This window comes from Tissierellales bacterium, assembly GCA_035301805.1.
Taxonomy (GTDB): Bacteria; Bacillota; Clostridia; order Tissierellales; family DATGTQ01; genus DATGTQ01.
Genome location: DATGTQ010000169.1, coordinates 1 through 17,910, shown reverse-complemented (window position 1 = coordinate 17,910; position 17,910 = coordinate 1). Strand labels below are relative to the sequence as shown.

16 protein-coding genes are annotated in these 17,910 nt (G+C 32.3%); 13 read left to right on the top strand and 3 right to left on the bottom strand.

What is annotated here, in order from left to right:
- Window positions 1–155 precede the first annotated feature (155 nt).
- Entirely contained in the window at window positions 156–1,763 is a 1,608-nt protein-coding gene (locus VK071_08635; GenBank protein HLR35374.1) for a CTP synthase, read from the top strand.
- Window positions 1,764–2,185: 422 nt separating this feature from the next.
- Here VK071_08635 and VK071_08630 read toward each other — a convergent pair whose 3' ends face one another.
- Window positions 2,186–2,374 (bottom strand): ATP-binding cassette domain-containing protein, encoded by a 189-nt coding sequence (locus VK071_08630; protein ID HLR35373.1) that lies wholly within the window; start codon window positions 2,372–2,374, stop codon window positions 2,186–2,188.
- A 254-nt stretch (window positions 2,375–2,628) separates the two neighbouring features.
- On the opposite strand from VK071_08630, the gene VK071_08625 reads away from it, so the two are divergent.
- The 5 genes from VK071_08625 to VK071_08605 all read left to right on the top strand — a co-directional run bounded on the left by VK071_08625 (window position 2,629) and on the right by VK071_08605 (window position 8,922).
- The gene (locus tag VK071_08625) at window positions 2,629–3,936 is read left to right on the top strand and encodes an efflux RND transporter periplasmic adaptor subunit (protein HLR35372.1); all 1,308 of its coding nucleotides are present in this window, start codon (window positions 2,629–2,631) and stop codon (window positions 3,934–3,936) included.
- The gene (locus tag VK071_08620; GenBank protein HLR35371.1) at window positions 3,936–6,983 is read left to right on the top strand and encodes an efflux RND transporter permease subunit; all 3,048 of its coding nucleotides are present in this window, start codon (window positions 3,936–3,938) and stop codon (window positions 6,981–6,983) included. Before VK071_08625 ends, VK071_08620 begins: the two co-directional genes overlap by 1 nt.
- Before the next feature lie 56 nt (window positions 6,984–7,039).
- The gene (locus tag VK071_08615) at window positions 7,040–7,612 is read left to right on the top strand and encodes a TetR/AcrR family transcriptional regulator (GenBank protein ID HLR35370.1); all 573 of its coding nucleotides are present in this window, start codon (window positions 7,040–7,042) and stop codon (window positions 7,610–7,612) included.
- Between the two features lie 95 nt (window positions 7,613–7,707).
- On the top strand, window positions 7,708–8,091 hold the full coding sequence (locus tag VK071_08610; GenBank protein ID HLR35369.1) for a hotdog domain-containing protein: 384 nt from the start codon (window positions 7,708–7,710) through the stop codon (window positions 8,089–8,091).
- An 18-nt stretch (window positions 8,092–8,109) separates the two neighbouring features.
- Complete coding sequence (locus VK071_08605; GenBank protein ID HLR35368.1) at window positions 8,110–8,922, top strand: 3-keto-5-aminohexanoate cleavage protein; 813 nt, start codon at window positions 8,110–8,112, stop codon at window positions 8,920–8,922.
- 26 nt (window positions 8,923–8,948) lie between these two features.
- On the opposite strand, the gene VK071_08600 is transcribed toward VK071_08605, so the two are convergent.
- Together VK071_08600 and VK071_08595 are read right to left on the bottom strand one after the other, a co-directional pair.
- Window positions 8,949–10,307: a Na+/H+ antiporter NhaC family protein gene (locus VK071_08600; protein ID HLR35367.1), complete on the bottom strand. Its 1,359-nt coding sequence runs from the start codon at window positions 10,305–10,307 to the stop codon at window positions 8,949–8,951.
- Between the two features lie 21 nt (window positions 10,308–10,328).
- Window positions 10,329–11,399 (bottom strand): uroporphyrinogen decarboxylase family protein, encoded by a 1,071-nt coding sequence (locus VK071_08595; GenBank protein ID HLR35366.1) that lies wholly within the window; start codon window positions 11,397–11,399, stop codon window positions 10,329–10,331.
- Between the two features lie 278 nt (window positions 11,400–11,677).
- Between VK071_08595 and VK071_08590 the strand changes: the two genes are divergently transcribed.
- From VK071_08590 to VK071_08560, 7 genes are all read left to right on the top strand, one after another.
- On the top strand, window positions 11,678–12,331 hold the full coding sequence (locus tag VK071_08590; GenBank protein HLR35365.1) for a hypothetical protein: 654 nt from the start codon (window positions 11,678–11,680) through the stop codon (window positions 12,329–12,331).
- Window positions 12,332–12,393: 62 nt separating this feature from the next.
- Entirely contained in the window at window positions 12,394–13,245 is an 852-nt protein-coding gene (locus VK071_08585; GenBank protein HLR35364.1) for a class II fructose-1,6-bisphosphate aldolase, read from the top strand.
- A 14-nt stretch (window positions 13,246–13,259) separates the two neighbouring features.
- Window positions 13,260–13,904 (top strand): fructose-6-phosphate aldolase, encoded by a 645-nt coding sequence (gene fsa, locus VK071_08580; protein ID HLR35363.1) that lies wholly within the window; start codon window positions 13,260–13,262, stop codon window positions 13,902–13,904.
- A 371-nt stretch (window positions 13,905–14,275) separates the two neighbouring features.
- Window positions 14,276–15,271: a class II fructose-bisphosphatase gene (gene glpX, locus VK071_08575; protein ID HLR35362.1), complete on the top strand. Its 996-nt coding sequence runs from the start codon at window positions 14,276–14,278 to the stop codon at window positions 15,269–15,271.
- A gap of 178 nt (window positions 15,272–15,449) precedes the next feature.
- Window positions 15,450–16,877, top strand: a complete 1,428-nt coding sequence (rho, locus tag VK071_08570; GenBank protein HLR35361.1) for a transcription termination factor Rho — start codon at window positions 15,450–15,452, stop codon at window positions 16,875–16,877.
- A 92-nt stretch (window positions 16,878–16,969) separates the two neighbouring features.
- Window positions 16,970–17,173, top strand: coding sequence for a 50S ribosomal protein L31 (gene rpmE, locus VK071_08565; protein HLR35360.1), 204 nt, complete (start codon window positions 16,970–16,972; stop codon window positions 17,171–17,173).
- Between the two features lie 97 nt (window positions 17,174–17,270).
- Window positions 17,271–17,910 (top strand): DUF1385 domain-containing protein (locus tag VK071_08560; protein HLR35359.1); only part of this gene is annotated, 640 nt, incomplete at its 3' end.

Sequence of the window (17,910 nt, the reverse complement as noted above, 5' to 3'; positions counted from 1 at the left end):
CTATAAATGAAAATGAAGATGAATTTAGAAACTGGTGAAAAAAAGAATTTTAAAATTTTGAAACCTCCAATTGACATAACTTTTTTAATAGGATAGACTAATGTAGTTAAGTGTATTTTATATTAAGTGTATTTTATATAGGGAGGTTAGATCGGATGTCTACCAAATATATATTCGTAACAGGAGGAGTAGTATCGTCTTTGGGCAAAGGAATAACAGCAGCAAGTCTTGGACAATTACTTAAAAGTAGAGGACTCAATGTAACCATACAAAAATTTGATCCATATATAAATGTAGACCCTGGGACTATGAGCCCTTATCAGCATGGAGAAGTTTTTGTGACAGATGATGGTGCGGAGACTGATTTAGATTTGGGTCATTATGAAAGATTTATAGATATCAATTTAAATAAAAATAGTAATGTTACTACGGGTAAAGTATATTGGTCAGTGCTAAATAAAGAGAGAAAAGGCCAGTTTCTAGGGAGAACAGTTCAAGTCATTCCTCATATTACTAATGAAATAAAGGAAAGGATTACTAGGGTAGCAGAAGATTCAGATATGGATGTAGTTATTACGGAAATTGGCGGAACAGTAGGGGATATAGAAAGTTTACCTTTTTTGGAAGCTATAAGACAGATAAAAAATGATGTAGGAAAAGAAAATGTAATGTACATTCATGTTACATTAATGCCTTATTTATCAAAAGCAGGTGAATTAAAGACTAAACCAACCCAACATAGTGTAAAAGAGTTGCGGAGTATAGGTATTCAACCAGATGTACTTATTTGTAGAACAGAACATCCTCTTTCTAAAGAAATAAAAGAAAAAATAGCATTATTTTGTGACTTAGCACCAAATGAGGTTATTGAAAATATAGATGCAGATTCTATATATGAATTACCTATAATGTTAGAAAAAGAGGGTCTTTCACAATTAGTAATTGAACATTTAGGCTTAGAATGTGATAAGTTAGATTTAACAGAGTGGACTACATTAGTAGAAAATATGAAAAAAACCCAAGGAAATGTAAGGATAGCCTTAGTAGGTAAATATGTAGAATTGAAGGATGCCTATTTGTCTGTAGCTGAGGCTTTAAGGCATGGAGGAATTGAAAATAGCGTAGATGTAGATATAGATTGGATCCAGTCTGATGAAGTGAATGAAGATAATTACAAAGCTATTTTGAAAGATGTAGACGGAATATTAGTACCGGGTGGTTTTGGTGATAGAGGCATGAAAGGAAAAACTTTAGCAGTAAAGTATGCCAGAGAAAATAGTATACCTTATTTAGGCATTTGTTTAGGAATGCAGTTAGCAGTTATTGAATTTGCTAGAAATGTATTAGGATTAGAAGATGTTAATACTACTGAATTAGATTCGAAAACTGAACATCCTATAATAGATATAATGTCTGATCAAAAAGACATGGATAAATTAGGTGGTACTATGAGATTAGGATTATATCCATGTGAATTAGTTGAGGGTACAAAGGCTAGAAAAGCTTATGAAAAAGAAATAATAGAAGAAAGACATAGACATAGATATGAGTTTAATAACAAATATAGAGAATTATTAGAGGAAAAAGGTATGAAAATAAGTGGTTTGTCACCAGATGAAAAACTAGTAGAGGTAATTGAATTAAAAGACCACCCTTGGTTTATTGGTGTTCAATTCCATCCAGAGTTTAAATCCAGGCCTACTAAATGTCATCCACTATTTAGAGACTTTATTAGAGCAGCAAAAGAATATAAAGAATTGTAATGATAGACTATTTAACCACAGCAAAATGCGTCTGCAGAGCAGACGCATTTTGCTACTCATTCTTAATGGCTCTAATGGACTTAATTTTATAGCTCCTTTTGCCGGATAATATCCAGTGTTTTGGGTCTACACCTCTTACTTGAACATAAGAGCTGTATCTTCCAGTGACCATTGTAGCATCAGTTTCTAAAATTTGAGTAACTGTTTCTACGCCTTTTATTTTTTCATCCCCTTAAAGTACACTATTATTTTTCTCTCTTTCTATCCTTCCATCTTGTATTTCCACAATCTTATGAGCATAGTTAGTTATTTCCATGTCATGGGTGACTACTATAAGAGTTTGCTTATATTCTTTTGCAATAGAGGTGATTAAATCTAATATTTCTATAGTAGTTTTTGTGTCTAAATTTCCAGTCGGTTCATCAGCTCTTAGGTTCTTCTAACCCTACCATAAGATTTAAAAGTGTACTTTTACCAGAGCCAGAAGTTCCTAATAAAAAAATAAAATCTTTTTCTTCTACAGAAAAATTTATATTATCGACTGCAATGATTTTTTCTTCACCCATTTTATATATTTTTCTTAGATTTTTTAGCCTTATTATTTCCTTCAAGAACTAACTTACTCCAATGTGAAGTAAAAAATTAATAAGTATATTATACCATGTATTGGTGATAAAATAGATAATACATTTAAGCTTAATGTTAAATTTTATTAATTATAATTTAAGGTATTTAACTTACATGATGGTGCATTTTACCTTATAAATTAGTAAGAGTATATAAAGATATACAATTGACAAGAATTTCTATATAAAATACAATACAAGTATGGACTGACTGGTCAGTCATAATTGGAGGGATTTAAATGGAGAGAAAAATTCTATGGCTAATAAGTATAATTATAATATTGTCTATGATTCTCGGAGGTTGCAAGTCCTTTTTTAAAAAGGATAAGGTGGAAGTAAAGGAAGAGGATGAAATAATACCTGTTGAAATAGAAAAGGTAGGTTTTGGAAGGATTTATGAAGAATTATCTTTTGCCGGGAGAGTTTTCTCAGAAAAGGACAATGTTATAATTCCAAATATACCTGGTAATGTTAAAAGGGTTGAAGTAGAAGTAGGGGATGAAGTGGAGGCTGGTGATCTTTTATTTGTAGTAGAAAATGAAGAAATTGAAAAGAATTTGGAAACCATAGAAGAAGCATTAAAAGAACTAGAAAAACAAAAAGCAAGATTAGATGAAAAGGTTAATTCTTTAGGTAATATGCCTTCTAGGGGTGGTATTGACAATAAAAGTAATATACCTGAAAACAAGATGCCAGTAGAGACTCCAGAGGATAATGCTTCTAAAGAATCGCCAAGAGATTTGCCAGTGGAGGAGATTCCTAATGAATTACCTACTGATGTAGAAATAGAGATGCCAGAAATTGATGTATCAATAGATAGGATAAATAAAATAATAGAAGATATAGAAAAGATGCCTTCTCTCTATGAAAGAGGAGTTATTGAAGAAGTAAAGGCAGCAGAAAAGGAGTTAAATGCTAAAATAGGTGAGTTGCAAATGGCAAAAAAACAAGCAGAGACCGCCTATGAAAAGTTGGAAGTTAAATCCCCCGGTAAAGGAACTGTTTCATATATAGGAATTCACGAGGGTGGTATTGCGTTAAATACGGAACCGTCTATTTTAGTGTCTAATTTGGAGAAAATGTACATTGAAATAAATGTTACTGATAGAATAGTTAATAAAATCAATAAGGAAGCCACCGTTTCAGTTGGTATTCCTGCTGTTTCAGGAGAAGAATTAAAAGGAACTATAGAGCTAATAAGTATTAGCCCTGATTTAAAGAATGGTTTATATCCAATACGTATTTTAATTGAAAGTGGAGATAATCAATTAAAGCCTGGAATGGTAGGTAAGGCAAAGATACGTTTCAATGAAAAAGAGGATGTAATAGTCGTAAAAAATGATGTGGTATTAGATAAAAATAATAATAAAATTATTTATATAGAAAAGGATGGAAAAGCAGTAGAAAGGAAGGTATCTATTGGTTTAGATACTGGTGAGAAAGTGGAAATAACTAGTGGGTTGAAAAAAGGAGATAGGTTAATAGTTAAAGGTCAAAATTTTTTAAGAAATGACTCTGAGGTAAAGGTCATAGGGGGAGGTAAATAATGAGTTTATATGATTTTTCCGTTAAGAAACCTGTTACTACCTTTATGATTGTTTTAGTAGTAATAATTCTTGGAGTAGTTTCTTTAACAAAACTACCTTTAGATTTACTTCCTAAAATTGAAATACCTATTGCTATAGTGAATACTAATTATAGTGGAGCAGGACCCCGAGAAATAGAAAAATTAGTAACGGAACCTATTGAAGGAGTAATAGCTACTGTATCTAATGTAGAAAAGGTATCCAGTATATCCTATGAAGGGAATTCAATAGTAGTGGTAGAATTTAATTCTGGAACTAATATGGATTTTGCTACTTTGGAAATGAGAGAAAAAGTAGATTTAATTAAAGGATATTTGCCTAAAGATATTAATAGTCCAATGATTATGAAGGTAGATCCAAATGCCATGCCGGTATTACAACTTGCTATGTATAGTGAAGATGATTTAGGAAGGTTACAGGGATTAATTGAAGATGTAGTAAAACCAAGAATAGAGAGAATAGAAGGAGTTGCAAATGTTTCACTAAGTGGAGGAACCGAAGAGGAAGTAGAGATAATAATAGACGAAGGAATATTGGCTAATTATGGTTTGAATATTGATAATTTAAGCCAACTGATTACATCGGAAAATTTAAATTTACCAGCAGGTCAAGTACATATTGGAGATAAAAAATTGACTTTAAAGACTGTAGGAGAATTTACCTCTATAAAGGATATAGAAGACATACCTATTCCATTGCCTACAGGAGGAGTAATTTATTTAAGGGATTTAGGAAAAGTTTCTATTGAGAATAAGGAGGTAAATACTGTATCTAGAATAAATGGGAAAGAAGGTATAAATATATCTGTACAGAAACAGTCAGGAGTCAATACTGTATCAGTAAGTAGAGAGGTACAAAAAGAATTAAAGAAAATATTAGATGAATATCCAGATATAAAGACAGAGATTGTTGTTGACCAAGCAGAATATATAGTGAAAAGTATATTTAATGTTTTTCAAAATGCATTAATAGGGGCTGTATTGGCTGTATTTATACTATATTTATTTTTAAGGGATGTAAGGACTACCCTAATAATTTCATTATCTATTCCTATATCGGTAATAGCTACTTTTGTTCCTTTATATTTTAGAAATATTACTATAAATATAATGACTCTAGGGGGAATTGCTCTGGGAATAGGAATGCTTGTAGATAATTCTATTGTAGTTTTGGAGAATATCTATAGATACCATGAAGAGGGTAATGCCCCTAAAATTGCTGCAGTAAAAGGAGCTAAGGAAGTTAGTATGGCAGTTACTGCATCTACTTTAACGACTATGGCCGTGTTTTTACCTATAGTCTTTGTTGAAGGCATGACATCTACTATATTTAAGGAATTAGCTTTAACAGTATCTTTTTCGTTATTAATGTCTTTACTTGTGTCTTTAACCTTAATACCTATACTATCTTCTAGGACTTTAGGTAAAAAGAAAGAGAAGAAGGAAGATAAAGTTAGTAGTTTATTTGAAAAAGTCCAAGAATTTTATAATAAGGTTTTAAGAAATGCCTTAAACCATAGGGCTTGGGCTATGGGTATTACTGTAATTATATTTGTAGGAGCTATAGCTCCTTTATTTTTAATAGGGGGAGAATTTTTTCCACCTATAGATGAAGGTATGTTTATAGTGGATGTAAAATTACCTGAAGGTACTGATATTAAAGAAACTAATAATGTATTAACAGAAATAGAAAAAGAATTAGTTAAAATTAATGAAGTAGATACAGTATTTTCAACTATTGGCGGTGGCGTTTCAGTATCTAGTATGGGTAGTAGCACTAATTCTAATAATGGAAACATAGTTGTAGTGTTGAAGCCTTTTAAGGAGAGAAGTAGGGAGACTTTTCAAGTGGCAGAGGAAGTACGTAATTTGGGAATAGAAGTTCCAGGAGCTGAAATATCTGTAGATGCATCCTCTGATTTAATGGCAGGATTAGGTGGAGATGCAGTAAATATTGCTATAAAAGGTGAAGACTTAGATGTGTTACAAGAACTAGGGGAGGATTTTAAAGAAATAGTAGAGTCTGTAGAAGGAACTAGGGAAGTTAAACATCAGTATGAAGAGGGAATGCCAGAAGTTAGGATTTTAATAGATAGAGATGTAGTGAGTCAATTTGGTTTAACTACTTTTCAAATTGCCAATTCAGTAAGAGGGAATGTTTCTGGGGTGACTGCTTCTAGGTTTAAATATGGAGGTACTGAATTAGATATTGTAATTAAAGGCCAAGATAATTATAGGGAAGATTTTACAGAGTTAAAATCTTTACCAATATCCACACCTTTAGGAACTACTATACCTTTAGATGAATTAGCAGATTTATCTGTTGAAAAAGGTCCTACTACAGTTTATAGAGAAGGACAATCTAGAATTGTAAATGTAACTAGCCAATTATTAGATAGGGATATGGGCCATGTAATAGATGATATTGAGGAGAAATTAAAGGATTATTCCATGCCTAATGGGTATAGTTATAGTTTTGAGGGTCAGTATGAACAACTTCAAAAGGCTTATAAAGATTTAACTATAGCTTTAATATTAGCTTTGGTTCTTGTGTTTTTAATTTTAGCGGCTCAATTTGAATCTTTTAGATATCCATTTATAGTAATATTATCTGTACCTTTAGCTTTTTCAGGAGGGGCATTGGGCCTTCTATTATCAGGAAAAACTTTATCAGTTCCCGCTATTGTTGGTGCAATTATTTTAGCAGGTATAGTTGTAAACAATGCTATAGTATTAGTTGATTATATAAATACCTTAAGAAGAGAAGGAATTGAAATGGAAGATGCTATAATGAAGGCAGGTAATACTAGACTTAGACCTATTTTAATGACTACTTTAACTACAGTTCTAGGGTTGATTCCATTGGCATTGAGAAAGGGAGAAGGAGCGGAGCTCCAAAGTCCAATGGCTATTACTGTAATTAGTGGATTATTATTTTCTACTGTTTTAACTTTAGTAATTATTCCTGTATTATATACTTTGTTAGATAAAAAGGGGTTTAATGACTAGAGACGAAGTAAGAAAAGGAAGACTAAATGGAGTAAAAAGGATAGGTGAAGATTAATATGGCAGAAAATAAAAGGATTCAGATTCTTGATTCGGCAGCAGTGATTTTCTCGAAACATGGTTTTCATGGAGCTAAAATGGGAGATATAGCTAAAGGTGCTGGTATTGGGAAAGGCACTATATATAGATATTTTGAAAGTAAGGAAACTTTGTTTCAAGAGTTAATAAGATATGGCATGGAAGAATATAAAGAAGGTATGAGGAAAGTTCTTAATAGGGAAGGGAATTGTAAAGAGAAAATAATAGAACTTTTTAAGTATCATGGATATTATTTGGGTAAGCATATAGATATTACTCAGGTGGTTATAAATCAGGAAGGATTAATGCCTAAAAAGTTAAAAGAAGAAATGGTAAATGAGAAAATGGAATTATTAGCGATGATTGAAGAATTGCTGGACAGGGGAAAAAATAATAAGGAGTTGAGAGAGAATCTAGATGTGGGGTTAGCAGCTTTATCTATTATAGGTTCTATAAGTAATTTTTATGGGAAAGAACTTTATTATAATAGAAAAGAATTTAAGGAGATTTGTCCAGGGCCTATGGTAGATTTACTATTTGAAGGCTTTAATTAATTTGATAATAATCTATCAATCTAATAGATAAGAATTTATTTTTATGATATAATAAAATGTGGTAAAAAGGTTAGAAATCTTATGGAGGTGCTGTAATGGAAAAAGTTATGATAAGAGTTAGAATGAGTGCAGGGGATGCTCATTATGGCGGAGGTTTAGTGGATGGAGCTAAGATACTTGAACTTTTTGGTGATGTAGCGACAGAACTACTTATTAGGCATGATGGAGATGAAGGCCTTTTTGTTGCTTATGATGGTGTAGAATTTTTACAACCAGTATATGCGGGAGATTACATAGAGGCGATAGGTGAAATAACTAAGGTAGGTAATACTTCTAGAAAGATGAGTTTTGAGGCAAGGAAGGTAATCGTTCCCAGACCAGATGTTAATAATTCAGCTTGTGATGTATTAGAAGAACCTATTGTAGTTTGTAAAGCTGAAGGAACTTGTGTAGTTCCTAAAGATAGAAAAAGAAAATAACAGGGGGAGTGATGATATATGGAAAAACTTATCATTACAGCTGCCATATGTGGGGCTGAAGTAACAAAGGAGCATAATCCTAATGTACCCTATACTGTAGAGGAAATTGGGAGAGAAGCAGAATCAGCATATAAGGCAGGAGCAAGTGTAATACATCTTCATGTGAGGGAAGATGATGGTACGCCTACTCAAGATAAAGAAAGATTTAGAGTTTGTATTGAAGAAATAAAGAAGAGATGTCCAGATGTTATTATTCAACCATCAACTGGTGGAGCAGTAGGTATGACCGACGAAGAAAGGCTACAGCCAGTAGAATTATTACCTGAAATGGCAACGCTAGATTGTGGAACGTTAAACTTTGGTGGAGATGAAATATTTGTAAATACAGAAAATACTATAAAAAACTTTGGTAAAGTTATGATTGAAAAAGGGGTAAAACCAGAAATAGAAGTATTTGATAAAGGAATGGTAGATTTCGCAGTACGATATGCAAAACAAGGATATATTTTAGAACCAATGCATTTTGATTTTGTATTAGGAGTTCAAATGAATGCAACAGTAAGGGATTTGGCTTTTATGGTTGACAGTATTCCAGCAGGTTCTACTTGGACAGTTGCAGGAATGGGAAGACATGAAATCCCAATGTCAACAGCAGCTATAATTATGGGAGGACATGCAAGGGTAGGATTTGAAGACAATATTTATTTATCTAAAGGAGTGCTAGCAGAATCTAACGGACAATTAGTAGAAAAGGTAGCACGAATAGCCAAAGAACTAGGTAGAGAAATAGCTACACCAGCTGAAGCAAGAGAAATACTAAGTCTAAAATAAACAAGTGAGTCACTAAGGATGGGGCCTTAGTGACTCACTTTATTTTCTTCAAAATTCCAAGGATTTTTTCTTAAATATCTATTTCCGAAAGGTGTCAATATAGATATTATAGCGAATATTACTAGTATGAAGGGATACCACATATATGGTACTATTTGGACAGGACTTACTAATCCCTGAGTAGAACTACCAGCTATTAATAGCTGAGCACCATAGGGTATTAAACCTTGCATTACACAAGAAAAGGTATCTAAAAGGGATGCAGTTTTTCTTGGATCTATTTTATGTTCTTTGGATATTTCTTTTGCTAATTGACCACTAACGATTATAGCAATTGTGTTATTGGCTGTAGCTGCATCTGTAAGGGCTACTAATGCACTTATGCCTAATTCTGCTGATTTTTTTCCTCTTATCTTCCTATTGATTTTATACAGTAGCCAATTGAGACCTCCACCTTTTGACACCATATTAGCTAATCCACCAGTTAATAAAGATAGCAAAAATATATCGAACATTCCTGTAAAGCCTGAGTAGGTTTCTTGAGCAAATTCCAAAAGTGTAAAATTTCCATAATAGAGTCCAATAGCTCCAGATACAATAATTCCACCAGTTAACACTACGAATACATTTACTCCTGCTAAAGCAGCTATTAATACAAATATATATGGAATTACCTTTATGATGTTAAAAGTATATTCTTGGGTTTCAGGAGTGCTAAGAGGTTTCCCAAATATTAGTAAAAGAATAATAGTAACCAAAGCTGCTGGTAGGGCAAAACCTAGGTTAGCTCTAAACTTATCCCTCATAGATACCCCCTGAGTTCTTGTAGCAGCAATAGTTGTATCAGATATAATTGATAGGTTGTCTCCAAACATAGCTCCACCGACTAAGGCACCTAATACTAGTGGTAGATTTAGTCCTGCTTTACTTACTAATTCTACGGCTATAGGTGATACAGCTACAATAGTACCCACTGATGTTCCCGTTGAAATAGAAATAAAAGCGGCTATTATAAATATTCCTACTGTAATATACCTAGCGGGTATTAACGTTAGACCTAAATTAACTGTAGCTTCAACACCACCCATAGCGTTAGAAACTGATGAGAATCCTCCAGCTAGTAGGTATATAATGCACATGATGATTATATTATCGTCACCACAACCTTGAATAAACATATGGAATTTATCATCTAAAGATCCTTTAGTGATAATGAATGCAAATATTATTCCAATAACTGCTGCAATAGGGGCTGGAAACTGGTAAAAGGCCATTTCAGTTCCTTTAATTTGTAATATAATTCCTGATAGTAAATATACTAGTACAAAAATAGCAAAAGGTAATAAGGCTAACCCGTTACCTTTTTTATTATTTAGTTTTTCCATTTTCTATCCTCCTTATTTTTATTAGTCTTCTATTAATAACTCTATGTCTAATGGATATTTTCCATATTTTTTACCTGCATTCATAAAGACATCAATGTTTTCCATTGGTGTATGCATTGGAATTTGACAACCGGTACTTAAAATATAACCTTTTGGAGAGTCATGGCCTTTTCGAATACATTCTTTAACAGATTTAAAGATATCTTCTTTGGTTCCCTTATAAACTACATCGACGGGAGGAACATTTCCCGTAATTACAACTCTATCGCCCATTAATTCTTTTGCCTCTTCTAAATCCTCTGCATTATCAATACTGAAATTAGAGATACCAGTATTAACAACATCCTCCCATATCCCTTTACTTTTCCCGCAAATATGTATACTAGGAGCACTACCTGTTGTTTCTTTTATCTTATCTACATTTTGTTGAAGAGCAGGAAGAGAGAATTCTCTAAATTGTTTAGGACTTATAAGGCTAGTAGAAGAAACCGGGTCAGCAAAGCCAATAGATATTCCTAGTTTGGCTACTTCTTCTATATATCTATTATTAGATTCTGCTACTATTTCCATTAAAGTATGAATTTTTTTAGGGTATTTAATCATCCACTTCATTAAATTTTCTGTTCCTACTACAGATGCTGCTACACTAAAAGGACCAGACATAGAGGCCCCAACATCAACTTCATCTATGAGAGCATCTTTTGTAAGTTTTAAAGCTTTAATTAAAATAGGTAATTTTCCATCTTTTAATGGATCTGCAACTTTTAGTGAATCTATTTCATTGACGGATTTGACAGCTGGTTCTAGTAAGTAGGAAATACCGTAATCGGGGAAACCAACTTTAGAACCCATAGCTTCAGCAACGCCTCGCAAGCTAGTAGAGATTCCTACACTATCATGGCGAAGTTTTTTAAATAAAGCTATTTCTAGTTCGGCCATTAATTCTGCTGAATGATAATATTCTTTTGCAGTTATTCCAATAAAAGGTGCCATAGTAACCCCCATATCGGGAATACAAATTATTCGGTCAATTTCCTTACCTTTAGAGAAAGCTTCCATCCTTTCTTTAGGGGTCATTTCTTCTTTTACCAATTTGAACACTTCCTTTCTAATCTAGATGACAATTAATTGACAAATCAGTTCCAGAATGATTATATATAATAAAGTGAAATATGTACAATTAAATTATCCTATAAATAATATACCTATATTAATATAATAAATGAGTCAATTAGGATCGTCCCTATTGACTCTTTTCTGTTACAAAATAAGAGCGAATTAGACAAAAAATTAAAATTTAAAAAAACTTCGACAAATAGAAGGAATTATAATAATTATGAAGAATGATATTATGTAGGAGGTGTTGTCTCATGGTTATTTATGGACATAGAACCCTACTAATTAGATGTATTAGCTGTGGTAGATTATTAGAACATAATCTAAATATATTCGATATTTCTAAAGAAAAGGATCTAATTTTTTACTGTAAATGTGGAAAAGAAAATATTAGTTTCAGAAAAAAAGACAAAAAAATATATAATATAAAAATAGAATGTTTCGGCTGTGGGGAGAAACATATGTATATATATTCCTTAAAAGGCTTGATTAATAAAGATTTGCTATTTAAATGCGCCGATGATATAGAAACTTGTTTTATAGGAGATAGTTATATAGCTGAACAGTTTATAGACAACCAGGGTGAAAACTCTCAAGATGGGATTTTAGATCCAGAGTTTGATGATTATTTTAACAACTTTAAAGTATTAGCAGCTTGCTTAAATAAGGTGGATAGGTTAATGGGTGCTGGAAGAATCGGGTGTGATTGTGGGGATGATGATATAAATGTGGAAGTATTTTCAGATAGGATAGAAGTAAAATGTTTAAACTGTGGCAGTGTTCAAATTATTTATGCAGAGACAGAAGAAGATTTAGATCTTCTATTACGTAAAAGAAAAATTACTATGCAGGAACATAATATTTCTTGTATAGACTCAATTTTAGAAAGAGATAAAGATTTAAAATAATAATACTAAAAGATGGTGTATAATGATATAATAGAACTAGAGAATAAAGGAGGCAATGAATAATGTTAGTAACAGGTAAAGAAATTCTACAAGATGCACATAAAAAAGGGTATGCAGTAGGTGCCTTTAATGTAAATAACATGGAGATTATACAGGCTATAATTAATGCTGCGGAAGAAACTAAATCACCAGTAATACTACAAGCTAGTCAAGGTGGTATAGGATATGCTGGAGTTGAATATATCGCGGCATTAGTAAAAGTAGCAGCTGAAAAGGCTAGTGTACCAGTAGCGTTACATTTAGACCATGGTACAGATTTTAGTCAGATAATGCTTTGTTTAAGACATGGTTTTACTTCTGTAATGATAGATGCTTCAAGATTCCCATTGGAAGAGAATATTGCTGAAACTAAGAAAATAATTGAAATTGCTCACTCTATGGGAGTATCTGTAGAAGCGGAGCTAGGAAAAATAGGTGGAACAGAAGATGATATTACAGTAGATGAAAAAGATGCTACATTTACATCAGTAGATGAAGCTAAAAAATTTGTTGATGAGACAAATGTAGATTATTTAGCTATAGCAGTTGGAACTGCTCATGGAGTATATGTGGGAGAACCAAATTTAGATTTTGATAGAATAGAAGCTATTAAAAAAGAATTAAATATGCCACTAGTATTACATGGTTCTAGTGGAGTTGCAGATAAAGATATTAAGAAGGCAGTAAGTTTAGGTATAAATAAAATAAATATTGATACAGATATTAGAATTTCATTTGCAAATGCAGTTAAAAACTTTGTAAAAGAAAATCCAGATGAAATTGATCCAAGAAAAATATTAGGACCAGCAAGAGAAGCTATGCAAAAAACTATAGAAGAAAAAATGAAATTATTTGGTTCAGAAGGAAGAGCTTAGGAAGGAGATTTGCTATGAAACTGTTTATAGATACGGCTAATATAGATGAAATAAAAGAAATAAACGATTGGGGGGTAATATGTGGTGTAACTACAAACCCATCCCTAATTGCTAAAGAGGGTAGGGATTTCAAAGAAGTTATAGAAGAAATCACTACGATATTAGATGGACCTATAAGTGCTGAGGTAATTTCCTTAGAAAAAGATGGCATGGTTAATGAAGCTAGGGAGTTGGCAAAAATCCATCCTAATATTATTATAAAAATACCCATGACAAGTGAAGGTTTGAGAGCAGTAAAAGTTTTAAATGGAGAAGGAATTAAAACTAATGTAACTTTAGTATTTTCTCCTAGTCAAGCACTACTTGCTGCAAAAGCAGGTGCCACATATGTAAGTCCTTTTGTAGGAAGGATGGATGATATAGGAAATGAAGGTATGGATATTATAGAAGATATAGTTAAAATATATAATAATTATAGTATAGAAACGGAAATAATAGCAGCAAGTATTAGACATCCACTACATGTACTAGATGCGGCTAAAAAAGGATCTCATATAGCTACTATTCCATATAAAGTATTTTTACAAATGGTTAAACATCCAATGACAGATATAGGAATAGATAAGTTTTTAAAAGATTGGGAAGGGGTCCATAAATAATAAAAAGATCAACAGAAACTTTAAGTTTGTAAATTACTATAGGTACCAATTTGTGGTAGCCACCACAAATTGGTGCCTTCTCAGTTGAAAATCGTTTAATGTCAGCGTCTAGGGTGGGTACTGCCCAAAGTTAAGCCTGTAGAGAACGCTAATACCTAGTGTTAGGCTATGTTCTAGGAAACAAGGAAGCCACCACTTCTATAAGTGGTGATAGCTCACATCGTAGAGAACTATGTAAATATAAAAAATAGAAATAAGCACTAAACCTTGTAATTTATTTATTAAATAGGTTACACTAATTGACAAAATATACACAGATAGAATATACTATGTATATATACAATGAGATTATTAAATAAGGGGGCTTTTTTATGGATCGAAACTTAGCCTTAAACTTAGCTAGGGTAACAGAAGCGGCTGCGTTACAAAGTGCAAGGTATTTAGGAAGAGGAAATAAGGATATATCGGATCAAGCAGCAGTAGATGGAATGAGAAAAATGTTTGATACACTAAATATAGACGGTACAGTAGTTATTGGAGAAGGGGAAATGGATGAAGCTCCTATGTTGTATATTGGAGAGCAAATAGGAACTCCTGTCAAAGACTGTCCTAAACTAGATATTGCTGTAGATCCTTTAGATGGAACTACATCTGTTGCTAAAGGTCTTGCCAATGCTATTTCTGTTGTGGCTGTGGCACCGAGAGGATGTTTATTACATGCTCCAGATATGTATATGAATAAAATAGCTGTAGGACCAAAAGCTAAAGGGGCCATAGATATTAATGACTCTATAGAAGAAAATATAAGAAATGTAGCAAAAGCATTAAAGAAAGATGTTTCTGATATTACTGTAACTTTAATAGATAGGCCTAGACATGAAAAATTAATTAAACGAATAAGAGGTATAGGTGCTAGAATTAAATTATTCAGTGATGGAGATGTAGCGGCAGCAATTGCTACATGTTTTGAAGACACTGGAGTAGATATTCTTATGGGGATTGGAGGTGCACCGGAAGGAGTCCTTGCTGCAGCAGCTTTAAAATGTATGGATGGTGAATTTCAAGGAAAGCTTCATCCTACAAATGATGAAGAAAGAAGACGTTGTTTAGAAATGGGAGCTGATGTAGATAAAATTTTATATATGGATGATTTAGTAAAAGGAGAAAAAGTGTTATTTGCTGCTACAGGTATCTCTGATGGAGAGCTTTTGAAAGGTATAAGATACTATCATAGTAATGTAGCCAAAACTTCTTCCGTAGTTATGAGGGCGGAAACGGGAACGATAAGGTTTGTTGAAGCTATACATAGGCTTGATAAGAAACCAGAGTATGCAAAATGGGATATGGAATCAGGTTTTACAAATTAAAAAATAGAACGTATTCTACAGAATACGTTCTATTTTGTTGACTATTACTGTATAAAATGGTATTATCAAAGGGAAAGCTTTTCTGTATTTACATATCTTAATTTTATTCCCTAGTGACGAAAGGAAAGATAGTAATTATACAAAAACGTGATGATTGTTTAATAATGGAGGTGACAAATTGGATTATCAAGTGTTAAAAGAGAAAAAACTAGATGATCTTCGAGTTATTGCTAAAACTATAGGCATTAATGCTGTTACAAAGTATAGAAAGAATGAATTAATAAACTTAATTGTTGAGAAAACACAAGAAGATATGAAGATAGAAGAGAAGGAAAGAGAGGATAAGGAAAAGGAAATTAAAGAAAATCAAAATATAGAAAAAGAAGACAAAGAGCCTGAAAAAGAAGAGAATAATGGTAAAATAAATATTGAAGATATTAATTTAAAAGTATTACCAGACAAAATTAGTGAAGAAATTGAGCTTATGGATGATATAAACGGTGCTGAGGGTATTTTAGATATTCATATTGATGGTTATGGTTTCATGAGAAGTGACAATTACTTATCTGGAGATAAGGACATTTATGTTTCTCCTTCCCAAATTAGAAGATTTAAACTTAAAACTGGAGACAAAGTCTTTGGTATTACTAGACCCCCTAAATCTGGTGAAAAATACAAAGCTCTTCTATATGTGAAAAGTGTAAATGGAATGGACCCAGAGTTTTGTAATAAAAGACCAAATTTTGATACTTTAACCCCCATTTATCCTAGAGAAAGATTAAAACTTGAAACTACTCCCAATGAACTTTCAACTAGAATGATAGATTTAATATCGCCAATAGGAAAAGGTCAAAGGGGAATGATTGTATCTCCGCCAAAGGCTGGAAAAACAACTCTTCTAAAAAAAGTGGCTAATTCTATAGCTGAAAATCACCCTGAAATTGAAATTATTGTCTTATTAATAGATGAAAGGCCGGAAGAGGTTACAGATATGCAAAGGTCTGTCAAAGGTGATGTTGTATATTCTACTTTTGATGAATTACCAAGACATCATACTAAGGTTGCAGAAATTGTTCTCGAAAGAGCTAAAAGGTTAGTAGAACATGGTAAAGATGTTGTAGTCCTACTAGATAGTATTACTAGATTAGCAAGAGCCTATAATCTAACTATACCGGCTACAGGCAGGACTCTTTCTGGAGGATTGGATCCAGGAGCATTACATAGACCCAAAAGATTTTTTGGTGCTGCTAGAAATATAGAGGAAGGTGGAAGTTTAACTATATTAGCTACGGCATTAGTGGAAACAGGAAGTAGAATGGATGATGTTATATTTGAAGAATTTAAGGGAACTGGAAACATGGAAATACATTTAGACAGAAGATTATCCGAAAAAAGAATATTCCCAGCAGTAGATATAAATAAATCTAGTACTAGAAAAGAAGAGCTACTTTTAAAGCAGAGTGAATTAGAGACTATTTGGGCTATTAGAAAGGCTTTAGCTAATGCACCAACTCAAAATGTAACTGAAACCTTAATAGAAGACTTGATTCGAACAGAAAACAATGATATGTTTATTAAAACTGCTAAAAAGAAAATATGGATATAGTTGAAGAAGAAAAGAGAATATGCTATAATTAATAAGTCGATAGTGTAAATAATATGTTCAATATATACGTTAGTAAGAGAGAGGTGAAGACAATGAAAAAGGGTATTCATCCAGAGTATCATGAAAAAGTAACAGTAACATGTGCTTGTGGTAATAAATTCGAAACAGGTTCAACAAAAGAAAACTTAAAAGTAGAAATTTGTTCAGAATGCCATCCATTTTTTACAGGACAACAAAGATTTACTGAGCGTGGTGGACGTGTTGAAAGATTTAAGAAAAAATATGGTATGAAATAATTTTTTTAGAAACAGGTTAGAGGCTATACGCATCTAGCCTTTATTTTTGCTTATATATGGTATAATTAGTTTATTGAAAACAATAGGGGTTGATTTTTTGAAAATAAAAGATATAGATAGAATACCCAAAAAAATGACTACAATAGGCGGTCAGGCACTAATTGAGGGAATAATGATGAGAGGGCCTGAAGAAGTTTCAGTTGCTATTAGGAAGCCAGATAATGAAATTTTAGTTGAGAAAAAAAAGCTTAAGACTTTGGGAATGAGGAATAAATTTTTTAGTTTACCCTTTATTAGAGGAGTAGTAGGGCTTTTTGAGGCAATGATTCTTGGCACTAAAACTCTTATGTATTCAGCAGAGTTTTATGATGAGGAAGACTATGAAGAAAGTAAATTTGAAAAATATATAAATAATAAATTTGGAGATAAAGTAGCAGATATAGGAATTTTCTTTTCAGTGGTAGTATCATTTTTAATAGCAATATTTTTGTTTATGCTAGTACCAACTTTTTTAACAAATTTATTAAAAAGTAAAATAGAAAATATTATGCTGTTAAATGTAGTAGAGGGTTTAATTAGAATAGGAATTTTTTTAATATATTTAACTCTTGTTTCTAGATTAGATGATATGAAAAGAATATTTGAATACCATGGTGCTGAGCATAAAACTATCCATTGTTATGAAAATCAAGAAGAATTAACTGTAGAAAATGTAAAAAGGTATCCTATTCTTCACC